Below are 20,375 nucleotides of genomic sequence, written 5' to 3' on the forward strand. Positions count from 1 at the left end.
CCGTCATTCTGCAGGACAGCGACGATGGTCGGTTCTGTAGTTTTCTCGGATCGGGACGGACTTCCGGCGCTCAGCGCTCAGCAGTTATTGGCCACCGAAACCGGTGGTTGCCACGCCCTTGACTATCTGGCGCTGGAAGAACAGGAAGATCACTACCAGCGGCAAGGCTGCAAGCACCGCCTGCGCCATCACCTGGGCATACTGAACCCCGTAGGCGCTGATAACCGTCTGCAGACCAACGGGAAGGGTCATCAGAAGGGTGTCGTTGAGAACGAGGAAAGGCCACAGGAAGTTGTTCCAGGCCTGAATGAAAACGAAGATGGAGACCGCGCCGAGGATGGGCCGGGACAACGGAAGCACCACTGACCAGAACACCCGCAGCCGTCCCGCACCGTCCACCCGAGCCGCGTCCTCCAGCTCCACGGGCACCGCGTCAAAGAAGCGCTTAAGGATGAAGACGATCGGGACCATGACCACCTGAGGCAGGATCAAGCCCCAGTAGGTGTCCACCATGTTGAACGCGAGCATCTGGTAGTACAGCGGGATGATCAGCGCCTGAGGCGGCACGATGATGGAGGCGATCACCGTGATAAAAAGCCACTTGCGGCCCGTGAAGTTCAACCTCGAGAAGGCATAGGCCGCCAGCGCGGAGATCGCGACGGTGAGCAGGGTGATTACCACTGAGGTCCAAGCGCTGTTCAGTGCCCAGATGTAGACATTTCCTTGGCTGAGAATGGACTCGAAGGCTTGCGTGGAGACTCCGCTTTCGCCGATGAGACGAAGTCCACCTGCGGCCGCGTCGGTCTCAGTCTTGAACGCGGTGGCTACCGCCCAGAGGAAGGGCAGCAGCCAGGTCACCGCCATAATCGCCAGCGCGATGAATGCCGCCACCCGTGCCCCGGAGAACGCCGACTCGCCTGGCTTGCGGGAGGAACGTGGGGTCTGAACGGAAGTGGGTTCGCGCAGAACCGCAGCTGGGGCGCTCATCGGATCTCCTTACGTCGGCCCAGGGCAATCATCTGGATGATGCCTACGATGACGATCAGTACAAAGAACACATAGGAGATGGCCGAGGCATAGCCGAAGCGATAGCCGACAAAGCCGGCTTCAAAGATGTACTGCACAATTGGCCTGGATGTCTCCGATGCGCTGGCGCCCATCATCTGGTATGCCTGATCGAACAGTTTCAGCGACGCCAGCAGCTGCAGGATCAGCACGACGACGGTCGTGGGCCCAAGCTGCGGCAGGGTGATGGAGAACAGCTGTCGCCACCGTCCCGCCCCGTCGACGGCGGCGGCCTCGTACTGCAGATCAGGAATGTTCTGCAGGGCCGCCAGGTAGAGCAGAAAGTTGAAGCCCACTGTCCACCACACGGTGGCGATCACGATGGCGATGAGGTCTACGTGTGGCGTCTGCAGCCAGGCAATCGGCTCGATGCCCACCGCCGCCAACAGCTCATTGGCTGCGCCGATCTCCGGGTTGAAGATCCAGACCCAGATCTGGGAGATCACCGTGGAGGCCAGCAGGAACGGCATGAAGAAGGACAACCGCCACAGCCATTGCCCAGGCAGACCAGTGTGAACCAGCAGCGCCATCACCAGGGCGAGCACTACTAGCGGCACCGTGGACAACAGAGTGAACCACAGGGTATTGCGAATCGACTGCCACACCAGTGGGTCGCTGAGAGCCTCCGAGTAGTTCTCCAAGCCGATGAAGCTTCCGCCGGCTCCGGTGAGCGCCTGGTCGGTCATGCTCAAGTAGACGCCGTGGATCAGCGGCCAGACGACAAACAGCACGAACGCAATCATGAATGGGGCCAGGAATCCCCAGCTGATCAGCTGCTCCTTGCGTCGCGCCTCCCCGCGTCCTATCGCTTGAGGCCGAGGCCCGGACGAGTCCGCGTCAGGTACTGTGCGTGAGTCTGCGGTGATGGCACTGCGGGCCACTCCTGCCTCTGTCATAGCTGCCTCTCCTCAGGGTTCGCCGGGTTCGGCCGGGTGAGGATGCCGTTCACATGCGAGAGGAATCCTTCCAGCGCCTCTTCATAGCCCTCACCGCTGACGATGGCTCCCTGCACGATCTGGGCGACGTCACCGACGAAGTTCGACCCTGACCCGGTGAACCAGGCCGTGGGGTCATAGACCAAATGGTCTGCGGCCTCGGCATAGTGGGCCTGGGGCATCAGCTGTGCATATTCGGGGTCCTCAGTCACGGGGAGATATGCGGGGATATGACCAGCACCGGCCCAGTCGAAGGACCCTTTCAGCAGCTCGCTGACAACGGTATACGTCATCTGCCGGGCCTCCTCATCGGGGTCCATCTGATGGGGAAGCACGAAGGAGTGCGAGTCTGCGTAGACAGCCTCTTGTCCGAAGATCGGAGGAATCATCGTGGCGTCCACCGGCACTCCAGCACCCTGCATAGTGGGAAGCTCCCAGACACCGGTGAAGTGGATGCCGCTGCGCTGACCGGCAAACTCGGCAATCGCCGAGTCGATGGTCCCCTGGCGGGCGGTTATTTCCCCGTCTACAAGTTGGTGCATCAGCTCCAATGAGGCGATGAAGGCGTCTCCGTCCACTTCAGCAGTGCCGCCCTGGGGGAAATCCATGACTGCCCCATGCTGGGAGTACAGGGTGTAGAAAAGTCTCCATATCTGCGGGCCGTCGCCGAGGAAACCGTAGGAGAGGGCGTGCCCCGGAGCATGGCCAGCGATCTCGCGACACATCTCAAGAAAGTCCTCGGGGTTATCCGGTCTCAGCAGCTGCCCGTCACTGTCCAGGACTCCAGCGGCCTCGCAGATGTCCGTGTTGTACAGCGCAATAAAGGGATGAGCGTCCAGTGCCACACTGAAGAGCTCACCTCCGACCAGATTGTTCTCCCACACCCGGTCGGAGAAATGCTCCTGGGAAACCCCCAGCTCTGCCAGACGCTCCTGGTCCCAGGGGTCCAGGAGCCCGCCAGGAACATATCCGGGCACTCTTGCTGAGTGCATAATCGCCAACTCGGGTGCGCGTCCGCCAGCCCCGGCCATGGCGAGCTTCGTGTAGTACGGCGCTCCCCAGGCCAACACTGTGGGTCGGACAAAGAACTCGCTGTGCCGCTCATTGATGCCGTCGATGAGTCCTTGCATCGTGATGCCGTCACCACCGCTGAGCAGATGCCAGAACTGGAGAGTCTTGGCATTAGCCCCGCCCGTCGTCGCGGCACATCCGGACAGGGCAGCCGCGGACATCGCGGCAAGAGAGCCGACGAGAAGCTCCCGTCTGCTGATTGCGCTCATGTCATGTCCTCTCGTAGGAGGGGCTCACATCTGACTTAGAGGGCTGCGGTAGGCCTACCTGCACAACCCCGTATATGTGTTACGCATCACATTTTCCAACGTTGTAATGAAGGTACCCAAGTGTCTCCCTGCGGTCAAGAGTCTCCAGCCTGGACGCCGGGCGGATCTCCTGATGTCCCGTCAGACTGCTCGCAAAAGTGACCAAAAAGTCTCGACAAGTACCAGGCGACATGAAACAATGGAACATAGATTCGATGAATGGACAGGTACACGCAGGCATGTGCGCATAGGTATAAGGCCAGGCCGCAAGGCCGGCACAGGGACAGGGGTGATCACCATGGCAGGTTCCACCACCAGCAGCGCCAACAGTGCCCCTCCTATGCCTGAGCACCTGAGAACTCTCGCTGGGGAACCCGAATTGACTGCCGCCTGGGGACAGCAGGTCGCCTCCCGTCGGGCTGAAGCAGCCAAAATCACCGCCCTGGTGGAATACCGACAACGAACTGCAGCGTCTTACACACAGGAACCCCTGGTCACCCGGTCCGAGGCAGACCGTGCCGCTGTTCGAGATGCCGCCCGCATCCTCGGGGTCAGTGACCGTACTGCTACCACCATCCTCAACACCACACAGGACGCTAAGTACCTCCTCCCCCGCACGTGGCGGGCGTTTACTGAGGGGCTCATTGACCTGCCCCGGGTGAGGAAAACCGTCGACGCCGCCGCCACCAGTAGCCTGCCTGATCACCTGCTGAAACAACTGGACCAGGCCGCAGCAGGGCAAGCACAGCGTCGCAGTCTCTCGGAGTTTCACCAGTGGCTCACCCGTTACACGGCATCCCTTGACCCCGAGGCTTATGCGCGAGCTTGTGAGAAGGCGTCCCAGGACCGGTTCGTGAGGTTTCAGCACCAGTCCCACGGGATGAGCCACCTCCAGGCCTATATCCCCACCTTAGAAGCCGCAGCTATTGAGAAGCGCCTCAAAGCCGCCGCCCGCGGTATGGACCAGCCCAGCTCAAGCGAACCCACCACAAACGCCAATGCCGGGGAATCGACTGCCACCACGCCCAGCGCGGCTGAAGGCCAGCCCCGTGACGACCAGACCAGTGACCCGCACACCAGTGATCCCCAAGCAGCGGATCCCCGCACCGGTGACCCGCGCACCCTGGCTCAGCGGGAAGCAGACCTCCTCACGGCATGGCTTCGCGATGGCCGGGTCTATGACGCCGCGGTTGATGCCAAGATCATGATCATGGTCCCGGAGACCACCCTTGCCGGTGACAGTGATGAGCCGGCGATGGCTGCAGATCGGTCATGGATGATCCCCGCCCACCAAGCACGCCACCTCGCCGCAGATCCCGAGGCCAACCACCACTGGTACCAAGGCCAAACCCGCAAAGATCCCAACAACGCTGACTACGACCTACTCAGTGCTCGGTATATCGGCCGGTACCCACCAGCACACCTACGCGACGCGCTGATCTTCCGAGACGGCACCTGCCAAGCAGAAGGCTGCACCATCAGTGCTGAACGCTGCGACATCGACCACCAAACCCCCTGGGAACACGGCGGAGAAACCACCGCCGACAACCTCTGGGCGTTATGCCGGCGTCACCACCGGATGAAATCCCACGGATTCCTCCACCCACCCGACGACACTCCACCCAACGACACTCCGTCCGAGGACAGTCCGCCCCCTCACGGCCCACGAGGTGACAGTCCACCGGATCACCGCACGACGCCCACACACTGCAGCAGAGTAGGCGCTTGTGGCGAGCCAGATACAGGCGACCACGATCCTGACGCTAACGCGCCGCCTACTTCCGTGCGCCCCGGGCATCGCTGGCACCGCGGACAGGCGCAGCGCCGCTGCTCTCCCGCACCGCCAGCGAGTGCGGGATTTCGACGGCGCGCGGCGGCAATGTCCGATCCTCGATACGCGAGGTCAGAAGATCCAGGGCCGCCTCCGCGTACTCCTGATGGCTGAAATGCACTGTAGTCAGCGGCGGGGACGAGAACCGAGCGTGTTCTACGTCGTCGAACCCCGTCACCAGAACATCCTCTGGGACACGGATACCGGCCTCACGCAGGGCATGCAGGACTCCCACCGCCAACGTGTCGGTGAAAGCCACGACGGCGTCGAACTGCGTACCGCGCTCCAGAAGCAGCGAAGCGCCTGCCGCGCCTCCCTCGATAGTCCACTGCGGCACCGGCGCCTGCAGCTCTTGGCTCGCCGGCAGTCCCGCTGCTTCCAGGGCATCAAGATAACCGCGCAGCCGCTGGTCAACTGTGGCGGTATCGGCCCCGGCGTCGTTACTCATGCTGCCTAACGCCACGATCCGACGAGCACCCTGTGCGATCAGATGCGAGGTGACAGTACGCGTGGCGGCCCGGCTGTTAACGAAAACCCGATCGGTACGGTGCTGCTCAACTTCCCCGATCAGGACGATCGGCGGCAGGTGCTCCATGCGTCCCACCACGCTGTCATCCAGCCTGACCGGGTTGAGAACGAGTCCGTCAACTAGGTGGGTCCTAGCCCGCGAGACCAGGTCGTATTCTCGCTGCGGTTCAGCTGCGGTCTCCTCCACCTGGACCGCCAGCCCCCGCCTGTGCGCGGCTTCCAGCAGTGCGTGGCTGATGCTCGCTGAGAAATCTGTGCCCAGATCCGGCAGAGCCACACCGATCATTCCAGACCGCCCATTGCGCAGACCCCGCGCATTGAGATTGGGCACGAAGTCCAGCTCCTGCATGGCCCGTTCAACTCTCGCGCGCGTCCCGGACCGCACAGTAACTGTCCCGGTGATCACATTCGAGACCGTCTTAGGCGATACGCCCGCAATCCGCGCAACGTCCTTCATGGTGGGACGCGACGATCGTGGGGTCATTGCCACACTTTAAAGGATGCAGCCCTCCAACACCTGCCGTGGCCCCTTAAGAAACCCAGGAGAGCCGACGCTCCCGGCGTCTTAGAAGAGCACAGTGGTGAGGAAATCGTTATGGAACTTCCCCTCCGGATCCATCTGCTCAGCCACCGTTGTGAAGTCGCCAAGTCTGGGGTACATGCCGGTGAGGTCAGGGACCGCGAAGAGCTTCCCCCAGTGCGGGCGTGCCCCCAGAGGGAGCAGCCGCTCTTCCAGCAGCGGCAGCAGCGACAGCACGTCCAGAGTGTGCTGGCGCCAAGTGAAGTGGAAACCCACGGTGTCCCGCTGGAACGCACCGCTGAGCCATTGCTCGTCCGCGGCCATAGTGCGGATCTCAGTAATCAGCAGATGCGGGTCCAGCTGCTCTCCCATGCGCCTCAGCTCCTGCATAGCCGGCACCGCATTGTCGCGCGGCAGGAGATATTCGGTCTGAAGCTCCGATCCATTGCTGGGCGTGAATTCCAGCTTGAAATGCGGCAGGCGCTGATCCCAGGAGCCCCAGACTCCCGATTGCGGCGTGGTGCGTTCGGCTGTCCCTTCTACCAGCCCTATGTCATCCGTCAGCGCGTGAACTCCGAGAAGCTCTTCCGGAGGATTCTCCGTGGACTTCAGCCACGCATGCCCGAACGTGTCTGCCCCCCAGCGGGTAAAGAGACTGACGCTGTAGGCCGAGGAGGTCAGCTGGTCGAAGTTAAATAAGACCTGCTCCCAGCCCAGGCCCTGGTAGACATCCTGGCGCACTTGGAAACTAGGCACGATGTCCAGGCTGATCTGAGTCACCACCCCCAGAGCTCCGAGGCTGACCACTGCTGCACCGAAGTCTGGCTCGCCGCGTCGCAGGGTCCGCAGGGTCCCGGTTCCGGTCATCAGTTGGACCTCCCGGACGGCTGCCGCCAAGGGCGGATTGCGATCCCCCGAACCGTGGGTTCCTGTGGCCACCGAACCCACCACTGAGATATGCGGCAGAGATGCCATGTTCTGAAGCGCCCAACCGCGCTGCTGCAGCAACAGTGCCAGTTCCCCGTACCGCATGGCTGCGTCCACGGTCACAGCGGGGATGGCCTCGTCAATGTCGAAAATACGCGGCATCTCCGAGAGGTCCACCAGGGCTCCGGAGGTATCGGCGATCGTATTGAAGCTGTGCCTGCTCCCCAGCGGTTTGATACGACCTGAGGAGACCACCGCTGAGTGGAGCTCGTCCAGATTCCGTGGCCTCATGAGCTGCGCGGCCTGATACTGCAGGTTATTGGCCCAATTGGACCCTGGTTCGGCACCGGTGCCGCTGGGCCGAGCGGGCGGCGAGGCCGCTTCAGGAATTGAAGCACCGGATCCGACGGAACTCCTACGGCTCATGTCACGTCCTCTCAGTTGGGGGAATACCCCTAGAATGCGTGTCTACCCGAAGGACCGCCACCCCCCGAGCCGCGAGTCTTCGAGAATTATCGAGTCCGATCATTGCTCGGCCTGCCACTGCGGAAAGGTCCAAGGGGTCGTCGCTGCGGTTGATCACGAAGAGGAACTCGCCGTTCTCACCTATTCGTCGTACGAATTCCGCGCGACCGCGCAGCGGCTCAGGGATCTCCGGCACCACGTCCGTACCGTCCAGGAGATCTGCAAGAAGTGAAACACGGCCGACGGCGTCCAGCTGAGTGGAGACGTATGCGGCGGTCCCTGCACCTGCCTTTCTGCGTGTGACCGCGGGCTGGCCGGCAAGGTCGCCGCTGGCATACTTGCGCAGCACGTGGACGTCGTTGAGGATCTCTATCGGCTCGCTCCACAGCCTTCCGGTGCTGCCATCATCCAAAGCGACCGTCTCATCGCTGAGCAGCGGAGCGAACTCCTCAACTCTGATCCCCAGCAGTTCACGAAGCGCACCAGGATATCCGCCCAGCCACACCCGATCGTCCTGGTCCACAGTTCCTGAAAAGTATGTGGTGATGAGATGACCCCCGCTGTGCACGTAGCTCTCCAGCCGCTCCTTCAGCTCGGCAGGCACCATGTGCAGCACCGGCGCGAGGACGACGTCGTAGTGGCTGAAGTCTTGATGAGCCTGCACCACATCCGCGCGCACCCCGGCATCCAGCAACGCTAGCCACCAGGCGAAGACCTCGGGACGATAACGCAGCTCTGCACTGGGGTGGGAGTCCAACTCGGAGGCCCACCAGGACTCCCAGTCCATCAGCACAGCAACCTGCGCCGGCTTGCGGTGGCTGCCAGCTACGTCGTCCAGCTGCCGCAGAGTCTGCCCGAGTCCGACGACGTTGCGGTAGACCCGGCTGTCCTCTCCGGCATGGGGCACCATGGCGGAGTGGTACTTCTCCGCACCTCCGGCTGACTGACGCCACTGGAAGTAGCAGACAGCATCTGCGCCGTGCGCCACGTGCGCCAGCGAGTCCCGCTCCAGCTCTCCGGGCCGTTTGGGCCGGTTGATGGGCTGCCAGTTCACCGCCGATGTCGAGTGCTCCATCAGGAACCAGGGGTTCCCGCGGGCCAGGGACGAGGTGACTGCGGCCGAGAAGGAGAGCTCATCGCGGGAGTGCTCGATGGGCAGCCGATAGTGATCATTGGCCACGAAGTCCAGCTCATCGGCCCAGTCGGCGAAATTCATGCCCTTGGTCTCACCAACGACCATGAAGTTGGTAGTCACCGGAACGTCCGGGGTGATGCTGCGCAGGACATCGCGTTCGGCAATAAAGTGCTGCTTCAGCGCATCAGAACTGAACCGATGAAAGTCCAGCTGCTGGGTCGGGTTGGGGAACGACGCCGCCCGACGGGGCGGGAGGATCTGCTCGAAAGCCTGGTAGCGCTGGGACCAGAAGTCGGTGGACCAGGCTCGGTTCAACTCCTCCACCGTTCCGTAGCGCTCACGCAGCCAGATGCGGAAGGCGACGGCGGCGTCGTCGGAGTAGTCATAGAGGTTATGGCATCCCAGCTCATTATTGACGTGCCAGGCCACCAGTGCCGGATGGTTCTTATAGCGTTCGGCGAGGGTGCGCACCAAGGTCAGTGCGTGCTCCCGGAAGACCGGTGAGGTGGGCCTCCAATGCTGCCGCCCGCCCGGGGAGAGGATGGTGCCGTCCTCGGTGACCGGCAAGATTTCCGGATGCTGGGTGGACAGCCAGGCCGGGGGCGAAGCGGTGGCTGTGGCCAGGTCCGCCCCGATCCCCGCCTCGGCAAGCATGTCCATGACGTCGTCGAGCCATTCGAAGTCCCACTGATCCTGGGCGGGCTGCAACCGCGCCCAGGAGAAGATGGCGATGGAGACGACGTCGACGTTCGCCCGCTGCATGAGTCGAATGTCTTCATCCCACACCTCGCGCGGCCACTGCTCCGGGTTGTAGTCCGCGCCGAAGGAGATTCGGCGCTCTGTGCCTGACGCTTTTGCGTCAGGGTGGTGGCGAAGCCAGGTCGGAGTCGTTTTCGGCACGCTGCACTCAGTCCTTTCGCGGTGCGGCCCCGCTTCAGCAGCGGCCGCGCGTGGGGTGTGGTTGTTCTCTACTCTGTGCTGACGGTGGCTACTCGTTGACGTTGAAGCCCTGATCCCGGCCGTAACGGACCAGGTCGTCCTCCCAGTCAGCGAAACCGTCCATCAGTGTTCCGCGGCCTTCATAGGCCTGTCCCACAGTGTCGTTGAAGACGCTGTGGGCGTACCCCTGGAAGGGCAGGTACTGCCATCCCTCCACCACAGTGGTGGCAGATTCGGACAGGATCTGGTTGATCTGCTGTCCGCCGAAGTACTCGTATTCGCGGTTGATGAAGTCATCTGACTCGAGATCTGCCACGGTGGCGGGGAACGCTCCTGCGTCCAGTCGCTCCTGGACTCCTGCCTCTACACCGGCGAACCGAATGAACTCATAGGCCAGCTCGGCGTTCTCGGCTCCCTCGGGGATGGCCAGCGAGCTGCCGCCCTGCTCAGCGGTACGGGATTCTCCGCTTTCCCACTGGGGAAGGGGTGCCACACGCCAAGATCCCTCACCGTCCGGAACCCCCGACTCAAGGTTCGCCGGCATCCAGGCACCGATGGTCAGGCTCGCGATGCTGCCGTCAGAGAGTCCCTGGTACCACTGGTCGGTCCATCCCGGCACCGGCATGAGCAGGTCCTCGTCGATGAAGGTCTGCCAGTATTCCGCCCAGCGCTGCGTCCCCTCGTCCTCAGTGAGGCTAACAGTGACGTCGGTTCCCTCAGTCGCGAATGGTGTTCCTCCGGCCTGCCAGATCATAGTGGTGACCTGTCCGGCGTCGCCCTGATCGCTGGTGATGTAGACGTCGTCGTCGGCTTCGCGGAACTGCCTGGCCGCCTCGAGGTACTCCTCCCAGGTTTCGGGCACTTCAACCCCGTGCTCATCAAAGACATCCTGGTTGTAGAACAGCGCAATCGGGCCAGAGTCCATCGGCAGGCCGTAAATTCCTTCGCCTCCAAAGGTCACAGCATTCCAAGGCCCATCGGTGAAGGTGCCCTCTGCGTATTCATCAGCCCCGAACTGCGTGAGGTCCGTTAATGACTCACCCAAGATGTACTGCGGAATGGCGAAATACTCCACCTGCGCGACGTCGGGCAGCCCGGACCCGGCCCGCATAGCGTTCTGCAGATTCGTATAGTGCTCGTCCCCGGTGCCCACATTGACCAGCTCGACAGTAACGCCCTCGTTCTCGGCTTCGAATGCCTCGGCCACCTGCTCCAGCGTCGGTTCCCAAGCCCATACGGTGATCGTTCCGCCGGCTTCGAGGGCTTCGGTGGTGTCAGTCTGTTCATCACCGCCGCATGCACTCAGCGCGAGAGCAGAGACGCCGAAGGCTGCAATACACGTGAGAGCTGGTTTCCTGTTCTGCTTCATGATGATGTCCCTTTCAGGTGAGAGTTGGCGATCATTCTTTGGAGCTGCCCAGCGACAGTCCGCTCTGCCAATAGCGCTGCAGCAGGAGGAAGACGATGATGAGCGGGATGATGGTCAGCAGCGAGCCGGTGATCACCAGGTGGAAAATTGCCTCTCCGCCGAGCGTGGAGGCCTGTCGGTTCCAGGCAGTCAGCCCCAGGGTCAGCGGATAGAGGTTCTCATTGCGCAGCATGATCAGCGGCAAGAAGTAGTTATTCCAGGTGGCCACCATGTTGAACAGCGCCACAGTGACGATGCCGGGCTTCAGCAGCGGCAGGCACACCTGCAGAAACAGCCGCAGTTCATTGGCGCCGTCGATCCTGGCTGCCTCCATCAGGTCTTTGGGGATTGAATCAGCGCAGAAGATCCACATCAGATAGAGGCCGAAGGGTGAAATCAGCGTGGGGATGATGACAGCCCACGGCGTGTTGGTGATGCCGATCTCGCTGAACATCAGGAATGTGGGCACCGCCAGCGCGGTACCTGGGACTGCCACCGCCCCGATCACCACGGCGAATACAAGCTTCTTTCCCACGAAGTCGAACTTCGCCAGGGCATAGCCGCCGAGTACCGCCAGAAGGGTGGCCCCACCTGCGCCGACGACGACGTAGAGCAGCGTGTTGGAGAGCCAGCGCAGGAAGATCCCGCCGTCGTAGGTCAAGGTGGCCACGATGTTGTCGATGAGCACGAAGTCCCCGGCGAACCACAGACCAAAGCTGGCCAGAAGGTCCGGCTGGGTCTTGGTGGCGTTGATGAACAGCCACACCAGCGGTACCAGTGAGTAGACCAGCATCACCCCGAACAGCACCGTCAACAACTTGCTCTTCGGCGGGTTCAGGACGGTGGGAAGGGAGTTCTGCTTCGGCCGGCGAGGAGTGCGCAGTGTGATGAGTCCATTGCTCATAGCTGGCCGTCCTTTCGCATGCCGCGCAACTGAACCGCGTAGGCGATCACCATGGTGATGACGCCCATGATGATGGCCACCGAGGCGGCGTAGTTGTACTGCCCGCCGGAGAAGGACAAGTTATAGGCGTAGAGGTTCGGGGTGAACGAGGACGTAATGGAGTTCGGCGCCAGAGTTGAGAGAATGCTGGGCTCGTTGAACAGCTGGAAGCTGCCGATGATGGAGAAGATCGCCGCGACCACGAGTGCGCCGCGTATGGCGGGGAGTTTGATGTGCAGAATGACCCGAAGCTGGCTGGCCCCGTCGATGGCGGCGGCCTCATACAGCGTCGGCGAAATCACGCGCAGTGCTGCATAAAAAATGATCATGTTGTAGCCGACGAACTCCCACGTGACGATATTGCCTATCGAGGCGAGAATCAGATCGGGCGCAAGCGGGTTGGGCAGGTTCAGGCCGAACAGGTCATTGATGTTCCCCACCAGACCGAAGCGGGTCCCATACATGAAACCCCACATCAGGGTCGCCACCACAGCGGGCACCGCGTAGGGGAGGAAGATCGAGAGGCGGAAGAAGCTGGTCCCGTAGAGCCGTCCGCTGTCCAGTGCCAGCGCTGCGAGCATGGACAGGAAGAGCATGATCGGCACCTGTATGGCCAGAAAGAGGCTCACCCGTAACAGGCCCGCCCAGAAGCTCTGGTCCTGCAGGGCGACCAGGTAGTTGTCCAGTCCCACAAAAACCGAACCGCCGATGAGCTGGTCCCGAAACAGGCTCAGATATATCGCGTAGATGATCGGAGCGATGAAGACCAGCAGGAAGACGATCATGAATGGGGCAAGAAATGCCCATCCGACTGATGAGGTCGAGGCGCCGGCTCGTAGTCGGCGACGCGCTGATGCTCCCCGGACGACTACTGGCGTTGCTGCTGTCATGGTGTGGCCCTCACGCTCATCCATGCCGATGTTTGCGCAAACATAACACGCTATGATCTACGTCACAATGATCTGTCTCTAGCGAACCTCCAGGAGTCCCATGGCTGCCCAGACGCCGTCGAGTGGGTCCTCCCGTGTGGCCATGGCTGATGTCGCGCGGCGGGCGGGCGTCTCCGCTCAGACCGTCTCGCGAGTGGCCAACGGCTATCAGGGGGTGCACCCGGCGACTCGTGAGAAGGTCATGGAAGCGATGCGCGAATTGCAGTACCGACCCAACAGCGCCGCTCGAGCACTCAAACGCGGACACTTCCGCACCATGGGCATCATCACCTTCACCCTCACCACCTACGGCAATATCCGCACGGTGGACGCCATCGCTGCTGCAGCCGCCGACGCCGGCTACGCCACTACCCTGCTGCCGGTGCGCACTCCCACCAGGCGCAGCGTCGACCGCGCGTTCAGCCGACTCGAAGAGCTGGCAGTGGATGCCGTGATTGTCATCATGGAGACCCCGCTGCGCGACTCTGCCCAGCTGGTTCTGCCGCCGGGGGTGCCAGCAGTGGTGGTGGACGCCGATCACGGCGCGGGAACCTATGGAATTGACGCTGACCAGGTGGCGGGCGCCCGCAAAGCTACTGAGCACCTGCTGAGCCTGGGGCACCGGACGGTCTGGCATATCGCCGGACCCGAAGAGTCTCATGCCGCACGACGGCGAGAAGCCGCCTGGCGCGCCACCTTGGAGGCCGCCGGACGCGAAGTCCCGGAGCCGGTCCGCGGAGACTGGTCAGCGCACTCCGGCTACCGCGCTGGGCTTCTGCTCCCCACAGGACAGGACTGCACCGCGGTGTTCTGCGCCAACGATCAGATGGCCCTGGGGCTCTACCGCGCCCTGCGCCGCTCAGGCCGCAGCATCCCTGAGGATGTCAGCGTGGTGGGGTTCGACAACATCAGCGACGCCGACGCCTATGACCCCCCGCTCACCACCATCGATCAGGACTTCGCCGAGCTTGGCCGTGAATGCGTCAGGGAAGTCTTGGAGCAGCTGCGTGACCCGGGGTCTCCGAGCCGCAGGCCGGTGGTGCGAACCCGGCTGGTGCTCCGGGACAGCACAGCGGGTCCGCAGTGTGGGGTGTCATGAGGTATGGCCCAGCACATGCACCGTCCCCGGCGGCGGTGCGCCTCGACGGAGCTGCGTGAGCTCCACCAGATGGACGCGGGCGCCGTCGGGAGCATGACGATGCTCCGGATGGATCCATACGCCATCGGCTCGACGCCGAGGCAGCAGGTGAATCTGCAGCCCTCGGGCCTGGATCTCGCGCCGCCAGGGGGTCAGCTCGAACTCCCAGTCGCGGCCGTGCCAGAAGTGGTCGCTCACCAGCACCTCGCGCGCACTCTCCTGGTCACCTGAACCCTGCGTCCCGGGGATGACGGCCCGGGCTGCATCGGCCACGAAGGTGAGCCGCAGCATGCTGCGCAGCCCCTCATCGAACGCATCCGGCGGCACCGGCACATCCAGGACGTAGGCCCCAGACCAATCGGCTGGTGCGGACAACCGGTGCTGCGGCCCTCCGCTGCGCGGCGCGGGCGCCCGCTCCCCATCCTCGGCCAGCACGGCGTTCGTGATGAGGGCGTCTCTGCGCACGACCGGCTCTGTCACCAGAACGTCGTCTTCAACCCACACCGGCTGCGCGGAGAGCAGCAGCTCGTCCCGGTCTCCGCGCCTCAGCCGGTACAGCTGGTCAGCAGTCGCTTCATCCAAAAGAAGGATGCGCGCCTCGCCCAGCTGGATCAGACAGTCTTTTCCTGGCGGGACCGTGGGGACGACGACGGCGGCCCCCGCCTCATGCAGAAACTGGGCGGGCCCGCTCACCGGGACCCTTCGATTGAGCACCAGCTCCGCGGGGATGCCATCCCGGACGCAAAGAATGAGCAGGTCGGCCTCGGCGTCAGCCGCGCGCGTGATCACCTCAGCGGTGGCGCTGATGAGGGTGAGCCCGGCCGACAGTGAGAAGTTCAGAGGCCACACCGTGGAAATTCCGGCGGGAATGTCGACGGGACGATGCGGCACCGTGAGGGTCGCCGCTCCGCACGGGGCCTGCAGCTGCACACTGGCCTGAGCGGCCAACGATTCCACAGCTGGCTGGTAGGGGGAGAGGAAAAGGTACCCCTGGGCGCCGTCGTCGCGGACTGCCCAGCGCAGCGGATCCTGCGGGCCAGCCGGACCGGACAAATCCTGCGCTCCCTGCGGATCAGTGCAGGGGTCCGTGAAGTCGATCCCCGCGATCTTGGGCGTCATGCAGGCAATCCGTTGCCCTTCTGAGCGCAGCCACAGATGCTGCCGGCGCAGCAGGTGGTAGTGCGGTCTGATCTGGCCGTGCTCACCGATGGGGGCGTGGAAGTCGTAGCTGATCTGCGGCATGTCATTGGGGTACCCGGTGACCTGGGACTCCTGCTCACCGTCAGGGTGGCCGCGTCGATGGCTGCCCCCGACGTACATGTAGTAGCCCTGCCACACCGACCCGCTGCCAATCTTCGCCAACGCAAGGGCGGCCACATCCTCAGCCGTCACCAGCGGGCGCCGGTGGTAGGCGACATGCATACCCCCACCCAGCTCGCAGGTCGCGAAGGGAAGAGCCCCCGCTGAGGTGTCGACGGTGTCCTCATTACCGTCTCCGCCCTGCGGTCCTGAACCTGCCTGGGCAGCGAGCCGAACATCGGCGCCTACCCCGTGGTCATCGCGCTGATGGCTGTAGGAGAAGTGCGGACGGGCGAAGTCGGGGAACTCCTCGTCAGCCTCGGCCCAGAAACCGTCTGCGTAGCCGGACCAGACCGGCAGCACCGTGCCCGGCAGCTTGGCCCCGCCCCATCCGGTGGCGGTCCACAGCGGCAGGTGCAGACCGAGCTCCTCGGCCATCTCACGCAGCCGAGCCAGATGCTCCGGCTGCTGGTGGAGCTCATTCTCCACCTGTGCGGCGATGATGGGCCCACCATCGGCATGGCACAGCCCAGCCAGCTGCCCAATGGTCTCTGCGTAGAACCGCTCCACGAACCTCAGATAAACGGGATCATTGGTGCGCGGAGTGCAGTCGGCCTCCATCAGCCAGTCCGGGAATCCGCCGAACCGCGCCTCACCGTGTGCCCAAGGGCCAAGCCGGACGACGACGTCCAGACCGGCCTCAGCGGCGAACTCCACGAAGCCGCGGAGGTCCAGGTTGTCCTCCCAGCAGAACCGCCCGGGGGTGGGCTCGTGGTACCGCCAAAACACGTAGCAGGCCACAGTGTTCAGGCCCCCGGAGGCAGCCTGTGCCAGGGTCTGCTTCCATCGGCTGCGCGGAATACGTGCGTAGTGGATCTCCCCGGTCACCGGGATCCACGGCCGGCCCCCTCGCTCGAAGTGCGCACCGACCACCTGGATACGGTCCCGAATCGATGACTCGGGATTCAGCTGACGAGGACTCATATGGTGGGTTCCTCCGCATCACGTTGCCCGAGGAGCACCCCGTCGTACTCCTCGGCGAAGAACTCCGCTGAGGCCTTCATCCGGCAGACCACGGTTCCGGGCGTCACTGTGAGGAGCATCTGAATCTGTGCGAGCCAATCGCCGACCACGTGGACGTGCAGTAGCAGGGTCCTCTCATCCGCCCACGCCCCCGAGGTATGGGCCTCATACCCGTAGCCCGGCAGCGGGTGTTCCGCATGGCCGTTCACTCGGTACGGGAACGTACGGCGCTCCCCCTCCTTGGTGATAAGCACCAGATCCCCACCATCCGGCGTACATGTCAGCTCCAGGGCCGTGAAGTCACCGGGCTGCTGGGCAGCCGGTGAATCATCCGAGCGTCCTGATGCCTCCGGACATGCGTGAGGGGACCGGATTTCCCAGCGCCGGCTGAAGGGCCCGGTGGCGGGTAGAGCGACGCCGGCCACCGGGGTCAGCGAGCGCGGGGCATCGCGATGCTCTGGGATGCTGAGGGCCGGCACGTGAACAGCCTCCGTTGGTATGGGTGAGCCCGTCTCATCCGCGCCGAGGATGCTCGCCTCCTTCAACGGGGTGAGCAGCTCATCCCACAGGGCGTCATGCAGCAGCTGGGCATCAGATTCCAGGTGCTGGTTGTCGCCGGTGACAATCACCGCGGTGTGCAGCGCAGGCGCCACCAGCATGATCTGTCCGCCCATGCCCCACGCCGCCCAGCTGTCTCCACGCCCCCTCCAGAACTGGTACCCGTAGCCGAACTGGGCTTCCGGATGCGAGAAGTCGCCCGTGACCGTGGGGGTCTGAGCGCTCACCGCGGTCTCCAGATACTCCGTAGACACCAGCTGTGTTCCCCCGGCACGACCTCCGCTCATCATCAGATGAGCAATGCACGCCAGATCCCGCGGCGCAGCCAGCAAACCCGAGCCCCCGTGGGCGACGCCCTGTGGATTCTCGGCGACTTCCCGCCACGTGGGCCGATGGTGAAAGTGCTCCTGAGGAAGCCCCAGCGGAGAGCGCAGTGCCCGCAGCGGCTGCATGCCGATATGCCTGCCTATGCGCTGGTGGAAGAACACCTCGAACGGCTCTCCGCTGAGCTTCTCCACCAGTGCGGTGAGCACCAGGGTGGCGGATGTGTCATAGGAGAAGATGGCGCCCGGGGGGCGGGTCGGTGCTGAGGTGAAGAAGGTGCGCACCCAGTCGGGGTCGGCCACACGTGAGTAGGTGCTGGAGGCATGCGCGGTGCGCATCGTCAGCAGGTCCACCACCTGCATCTGCTGCACCCACGGGTGGGCTTCGGCACTGTACTCGCTGAAGAAGTCGATGACCCGCTCATTGATGTCCAGGGCGCCGTCGTCGATGAGGACCCCCACAGCCAGTGCCACCAGAGACTTCCCGGCGGAGTAAAGACGATGCTGGCGGTCCTGGCTGTAAGGATGCCAGTAGGTCTCATAGACCAGTTCGTCCCGGTGAACCGCCAGCACCGAGTGCATGACCAGTCCGTGGGACTCCAGTCTCGGCAGCAGCCGGTCCTCCACCTGGTGGGCGAACCAGCGGTGCGCCGGTGGGATCTGAACGTGAGGCATATGCGCTGTGCGCCCTTCTATTGTCTGCCGGGCTGTCTCTGAGCTTTGTCGGTGCTCTCCCGCGGCGTGAGGACAAAGGGAGCAGTCTCCCCCCGGGCTTCGCCAGCGGTGCCCGCAACTCGTTCCAAAAGCAGCTCAACGGCTCGCCGAGCAGTCCACTGGTGGTCGGGGGTGATGGTGGTCAATGAAGGAGTCATGAACTGAGATTCGGGGATATCGTCGAAGCCGGCTACCAGGATGTCCTGCGGCACCCGGATACCGCAGTCTCTCAGTCCGCGCACCACCCCGATCGCAATGGTGTCGGTGATGGCGAAGATCGCAGAGGGCAGCTGCGGCATGCTGGCCACCTGGTGACCTGCGGCCCGCCCTGCCGCCATCGTCATCTCATCAATGCGCACGTGCAGCTCACTTGGCGCTTCGATCCCCTGCGCCGGGCCAAGCTGCTCGATCGCATCGCGGTAGCCCGCAAGACGCAGACTGCGGATGTTGACCTCCGAACTGTCAGGCCCACCGACGTACACAATCCGCCGGGCGCCCTGCGCCACAAGGTGCGTCACGACTGCCCGGGCGCCCTCCCGGTTCGGCAGCCGGATGTGGTCCAGACCCTCAGGACCTTCACGTTCACCGAGCACGACCAACGGAAAAGTACCTGCCGCAGAGATCGACGTCAGATCCATCTCCACCGAGCTGAGGATCAACCCGTCATACTGCAGCGCTTGGGAGAGCTCAATGGCTGCAGACTCCCCCGCCGCGGCGGCCCCGGTCTCCTCGACGGCAACCCGGTACCCCCGGCTCTTAGCCTCCGCAGTGATGTATGCGCCCAGTTGTGCAAAGTAGGACCGGTCCAACTCAGGGACGGCTAGTCCGATGACGCCGCTGCGTCCGGAGCGCAGGTTTCTGGCAGCGACGTTCATCCGGTAGCCCGTCGCCCCCACATGCTCGAGCACCCGGCGACGAACCGCTTCGCTGACTCCGGGGCGCCCATTGACCACGTTGGAAACGGTCATCGGCGACACACCGGCAGCGCGGGCTACGTCGCTCATCGTCACAGTGCGGGGCATAGCGTCAGGATACGCTCAGCCGGTGCGGCGCCACCGAAGACACTGGTCTCAGTTGCCGATGTGCCGATCAGCTTCCTGATGCGCAGCCTCGGCGGCCTCAATCGGGGTCATGCGCTGGAAGTACACCTCTTCGCTGTAGCGCCGCAGAACCTCCTGGATACCGCCGGATCCCATGGCGGGAACCGGCTCGGGGACCTGCGCGTTGACGTCATCTTCGATCTCCTCCAGGAACTCCGCGGCGATGAGATCCTGGCCCTCCAGGCCTGCGCGCACCGCCTCACGGACGTTCTCATTGGCCGGCAGTCCGCGGTCCATTCCCTGGACCAGCCCGGCCTCCTCGTTATTCACCAGGCAGCTGATGAAGGACTGCACCGCCTCAGGATGAGCGGTGTTCGCCGAGCCCGACCACAGCATGGTGGATTTGAACCAGAGGCCGTTCTCGGCCGAGGTGCCAGATGTCGAAGGCCAGCGCAGTGGGACCATATCGACGCCGGACTGCTCGGAGACCCCGGTCATCTGGTTCGACCAGTACCGCGCCATTGCCTGGTCGCCGACTTCGAACATGGTTTCACCGGGCAGCTTATTGCCCTCCTCCTGCATGAGCTCGGCGCTGGGATAGCCGCCGTCGAGCACCAGCTGCAGTTCCTGCTCGAAGTACGCTGCGAGATCCTCCGGCTCAAAGCCCAGCTCGCCTTCCTCAGTGGTCAGATGCAGTCCCTGCTGGCGCAGCCACAGCTGGAACGAGACCGGCTGGACGGGGCCGGCATCTCCGTACGCGCCGGGTCCGAGCTCCTCGGTCATATCAACCACCAAGTCATGGAAGTCATCCCAGGTCCATGTGGTGTCATCAGGCAGGTCCCGGCCCAAGCTCTCGAACACCTCAGGATTAGCCAGCACAGCCATCGCGTTGATTCCGGTGGTGACACCCACCTGACCGTGCTCCTCGGTGTAGCCGTTAGCGATCGCGTCCTCATCCATGGCGGAGAGGTCCACATCGGAGAGGTCCATCAACAGGTCGCGGTCGGCGTACTCGCGCAGATAGGTGTCGTCCATCTGCATGATGTCGGGGGCGTTGCCGCCCGCGGTCTGTGTGGCCAGCTGGTCCCAGTAGCCTTCCCAGTCGGTATGCTCAGGGGAGATCCTCACGCCGGCCTCTGCTTCACAGATCTCGATCATCTCGAAGGTCAGGCTGTTGCGGTAATCGGCACCCCACCAGGCCATGCGCAGCTGGGGGGGTCTCATCTCCATCGGCGGCATCAGCCCCGCAGCTGGTGAGCGCGAGTGTGCCGATGCAGGCGGCAGTAGCAAGAGCAGTCAGTCGTGGTGTCTTCATCGTGTCTCCTCATTGAGCGGT

14 protein-coding genes and 1 pseudogene are annotated in these 20,375 nt (G+C 63.5%); 2 read left to right on the forward strand and 13 right to left on the reverse strand.

Translation table 11 applies throughout. The features are described from left to right. Positions 1-84 precede the first annotated feature (84 nt). From ABEA23_RS02605 to ABEA23_RS02615, 3 genes are read right to left on the reverse strand one after another with little or no spacing between them, the layout of a single operon-like run. Complete coding sequence (locus ABEA23_RS02605) at positions 85-987, reverse strand: carbohydrate ABC transporter permease (protein ID WP_345476528.1); 903 nt, start codon at positions 985-987, stop codon at positions 85-87. Then, complete coding sequence (locus ABEA23_RS02610; RefSeq protein WP_345476529.1) at positions 984-1,961, reverse strand: carbohydrate ABC transporter permease; 978 nt, start codon at positions 1,959-1,961, stop codon at positions 984-986. The genes ABEA23_RS02605 and ABEA23_RS02610 overlap by 4 nt, the downstream gene beginning before the upstream one ends. Further along, positions 1,958-3,280: an extracellular solute-binding protein gene (locus tag ABEA23_RS02615; RefSeq protein WP_345476530.1), complete on the reverse strand. Its 1,323-nt coding sequence runs from the start codon at positions 3,278-3,280 to the stop codon at positions 1,958-1,960. Before ABEA23_RS02615 ends, ABEA23_RS02610 begins: the two co-directional genes overlap by 4 nt. A gap of 379 nt (positions 3,281-3,659) precedes the next feature. Between ABEA23_RS02615 and ABEA23_RS02620 the strand changes: the two are divergent. Further along, positions 3,660-4,898, forward strand: a pseudogene (locus tag ABEA23_RS02620) (HNH endonuclease signature motif containing protein); the annotation flags it as partial. A 196-nt stretch (positions 4,899-5,094) separates the two neighbouring features. Here the strand turns inward: ABEA23_RS02620 and ABEA23_RS02625 are convergent. From ABEA23_RS02625 to ABEA23_RS02650, 6 genes are all read right to left on the reverse strand, one after another. Further along, positions 5,095-6,162, reverse strand: a complete 1,068-nt coding sequence (locus ABEA23_RS02625) for a LacI family DNA-binding transcriptional regulator (protein WP_345476531.1) — start codon at positions 6,160-6,162, stop codon at positions 5,095-5,097. A gap of 81 nt (positions 6,163-6,243) precedes the next feature. Continuing rightward, positions 6,244-7,551, reverse strand: a complete 1,308-nt coding sequence (locus ABEA23_RS02630; RefSeq protein ID WP_345476532.1) for a D-arabinono-1,4-lactone oxidase — start codon at positions 7,549-7,551, stop codon at positions 6,244-6,246. Between the two features lies 1 nt (position 7,552). Then, on the reverse strand, positions 7,553-9,625 hold the full coding sequence (locus ABEA23_RS02635) for a beta-galactosidase (protein WP_345476533.1): 2,073 nt from the start codon (positions 9,623-9,625) through the stop codon (positions 7,553-7,555). A gap of 88 nt (positions 9,626-9,713) precedes the next feature. Then, on the reverse strand, positions 9,714-11,033 hold the full coding sequence (locus ABEA23_RS02640; protein WP_345476534.1) for an ABC transporter substrate-binding protein: 1,320 nt from the start codon (positions 11,031-11,033) through the stop codon (positions 9,714-9,716). A 31-nt stretch (positions 11,034-11,064) separates the two neighbouring features. Continuing rightward, positions 11,065-11,976, reverse strand: a complete 912-nt coding sequence (locus ABEA23_RS02645; RefSeq protein ID WP_425577090.1) for a carbohydrate ABC transporter permease — start codon at positions 11,974-11,976, stop codon at positions 11,065-11,067. After that, entirely contained in the window at positions 11,973-12,929 is a 957-nt protein-coding gene (locus tag ABEA23_RS02650) for a carbohydrate ABC transporter permease (RefSeq protein WP_345476535.1), read from the reverse strand. Before ABEA23_RS02650 ends, ABEA23_RS02645 begins: the two co-directional genes overlap by 4 nt. A 76-nt stretch (positions 12,930-13,005) precedes the next feature. Between ABEA23_RS02650 and ABEA23_RS02655 the strand changes: the two genes are divergently transcribed. Then, on the forward strand, positions 13,006-14,043 hold the full coding sequence (locus ABEA23_RS02655) for a LacI family DNA-binding transcriptional regulator (RefSeq protein ID WP_345476536.1): 1,038 nt from the start codon (positions 13,006-13,008) through the stop codon (positions 14,041-14,043). Here the strand turns inward: ABEA23_RS02655 and ABEA23_RS02660 are convergent. The 4 genes from ABEA23_RS02660 to ABEA23_RS02675 are packed head-to-tail and all read right to left on the reverse strand — an operon-like array spanning position 14,038 to position 20,263. Further along, entirely contained in the window at positions 14,038-16,365 is a 2,328-nt protein-coding gene (locus ABEA23_RS02660; RefSeq protein WP_345476537.1) for a beta-galactosidase, read from the reverse strand. The genes ABEA23_RS02655 and ABEA23_RS02660 overlap by 6 nt on opposite strands. Continuing rightward, positions 16,362-17,960, reverse strand: a complete 1,599-nt coding sequence (locus ABEA23_RS02665) for a serine hydrolase domain-containing protein (RefSeq protein ID WP_345476538.1) — start codon at positions 17,958-17,960, stop codon at positions 16,362-16,364. The genes ABEA23_RS02660 and ABEA23_RS02665 overlap by 4 nt, the downstream gene beginning before the upstream one ends. Positions 17,961-17,977: 17 nt before the next feature. Beyond that, on the reverse strand, positions 17,978-19,021 hold the full coding sequence (locus ABEA23_RS02670) for a LacI family DNA-binding transcriptional regulator (protein WP_345476539.1): 1,044 nt from the start codon (positions 19,019-19,021) through the stop codon (positions 17,978-17,980). 48 nt (positions 19,022-19,069) lie between these two features. Beyond that, positions 19,070-20,263, reverse strand: coding sequence for an ABC transporter substrate-binding protein (locus tag ABEA23_RS02675; RefSeq protein ID WP_345476540.1), 1,194 nt, complete (start codon positions 20,261-20,263; stop codon positions 19,070-19,072). Positions 20,264-20,375 lie beyond the last annotated feature (112 nt).

Source organism: Nesterenkonia rhizosphaerae (assembly GCF_039544555.1).
In the GTDB taxonomy this organism is placed as follows: domain Bacteria; phylum Actinomycetota; class Actinomycetes; order Actinomycetales; family Micrococcaceae; genus Nesterenkonia; species Nesterenkonia rhizosphaerae.

Excerpts from the sequence above, each read along its gene's own strand:
- ABEA23_RS02605 (WP_345476528.1), bottom strand. The coding sequence starts at position 987 with ATGAGCGCCCCAGCTGCGGTTCTGCGCGAACCCACTTCCGTTCAGACC.
- ABEA23_RS02610 (WP_345476529.1), bottom strand. The coding sequence starts at position 1,961 with ATGACAGAGGCAGGAGTGGCCCGCAGTGCCATCACCGCAGACTCACGC.
- ABEA23_RS02615 (WP_345476530.1), bottom strand. The coding sequence starts at position 3,280 with ATGAGCGCAATCAGCAGACGGGAGCTTCTCGTCGGCTCTCTTGCCGCG.
- ABEA23_RS02625 (WP_345476531.1), bottom strand. The coding sequence starts at position 6,162 with ATGACCCCACGATCGTCGCGTCCCACCATGAAGGACGTTGCGCGGATT.
- ABEA23_RS02630 (WP_345476532.1), bottom strand. The coding sequence starts at position 7,551 with ATGAGCCGTAGGAGTTCCGTCGGATCCGGTGCTTCAATTCCTGAAGCG.
- ABEA23_RS02640 (WP_345476534.1), bottom strand. The coding sequence starts at position 11,033 with ATGAAGCAGAACAGGAAACCAGCTCTCACGTGTATTGCAGCCTTCGGC.
- ABEA23_RS02645 (WP_425577090.1), bottom strand. The coding sequence starts at position 11,976 with ATGAGCAATGGACTCATCACACTGCGCACTCCTCGCCGGCCGAAGCAG.
- ABEA23_RS02650 (WP_345476535.1), bottom strand. The coding sequence starts at position 12,929 with ATGGATGAGCGTGAGGGCCACACCATGACAGCAGCAACGCCAGTAGTC.
- ABEA23_RS02655 (WP_345476536.1), top strand. The coding sequence starts at position 13,006 with ATGGCTGCCCAGACGCCGTCGAGTGGGTCCTCCCGTGTGGCCATGGCT.
- ABEA23_RS02660 (WP_345476537.1), bottom strand. The coding sequence starts at position 16,365 with ATGAGTCCTCGTCAGCTGAATCCCGAGTCATCGATTCGGGACCGTATC.
- ABEA23_RS02665 (WP_345476538.1), bottom strand. The coding sequence starts at position 17,960 with ATGCCTCACGTTCAGATCCCACCGGCGCACCGCTGGTTCGCCCACCAG.
- ABEA23_RS02670 (WP_345476539.1), bottom strand. The coding sequence starts at position 19,021 with ATGCCCCGCACTGTGACGATGAGCGACGTAGCCCGCGCTGCCGGTGTG.
- ABEA23_RS02675 (WP_345476540.1), bottom strand. The coding sequence starts at position 20,263 with ATGAGACCCCCCCAGCTGCGCATGGCCTGGTGGGGTGCCGATTACCGC.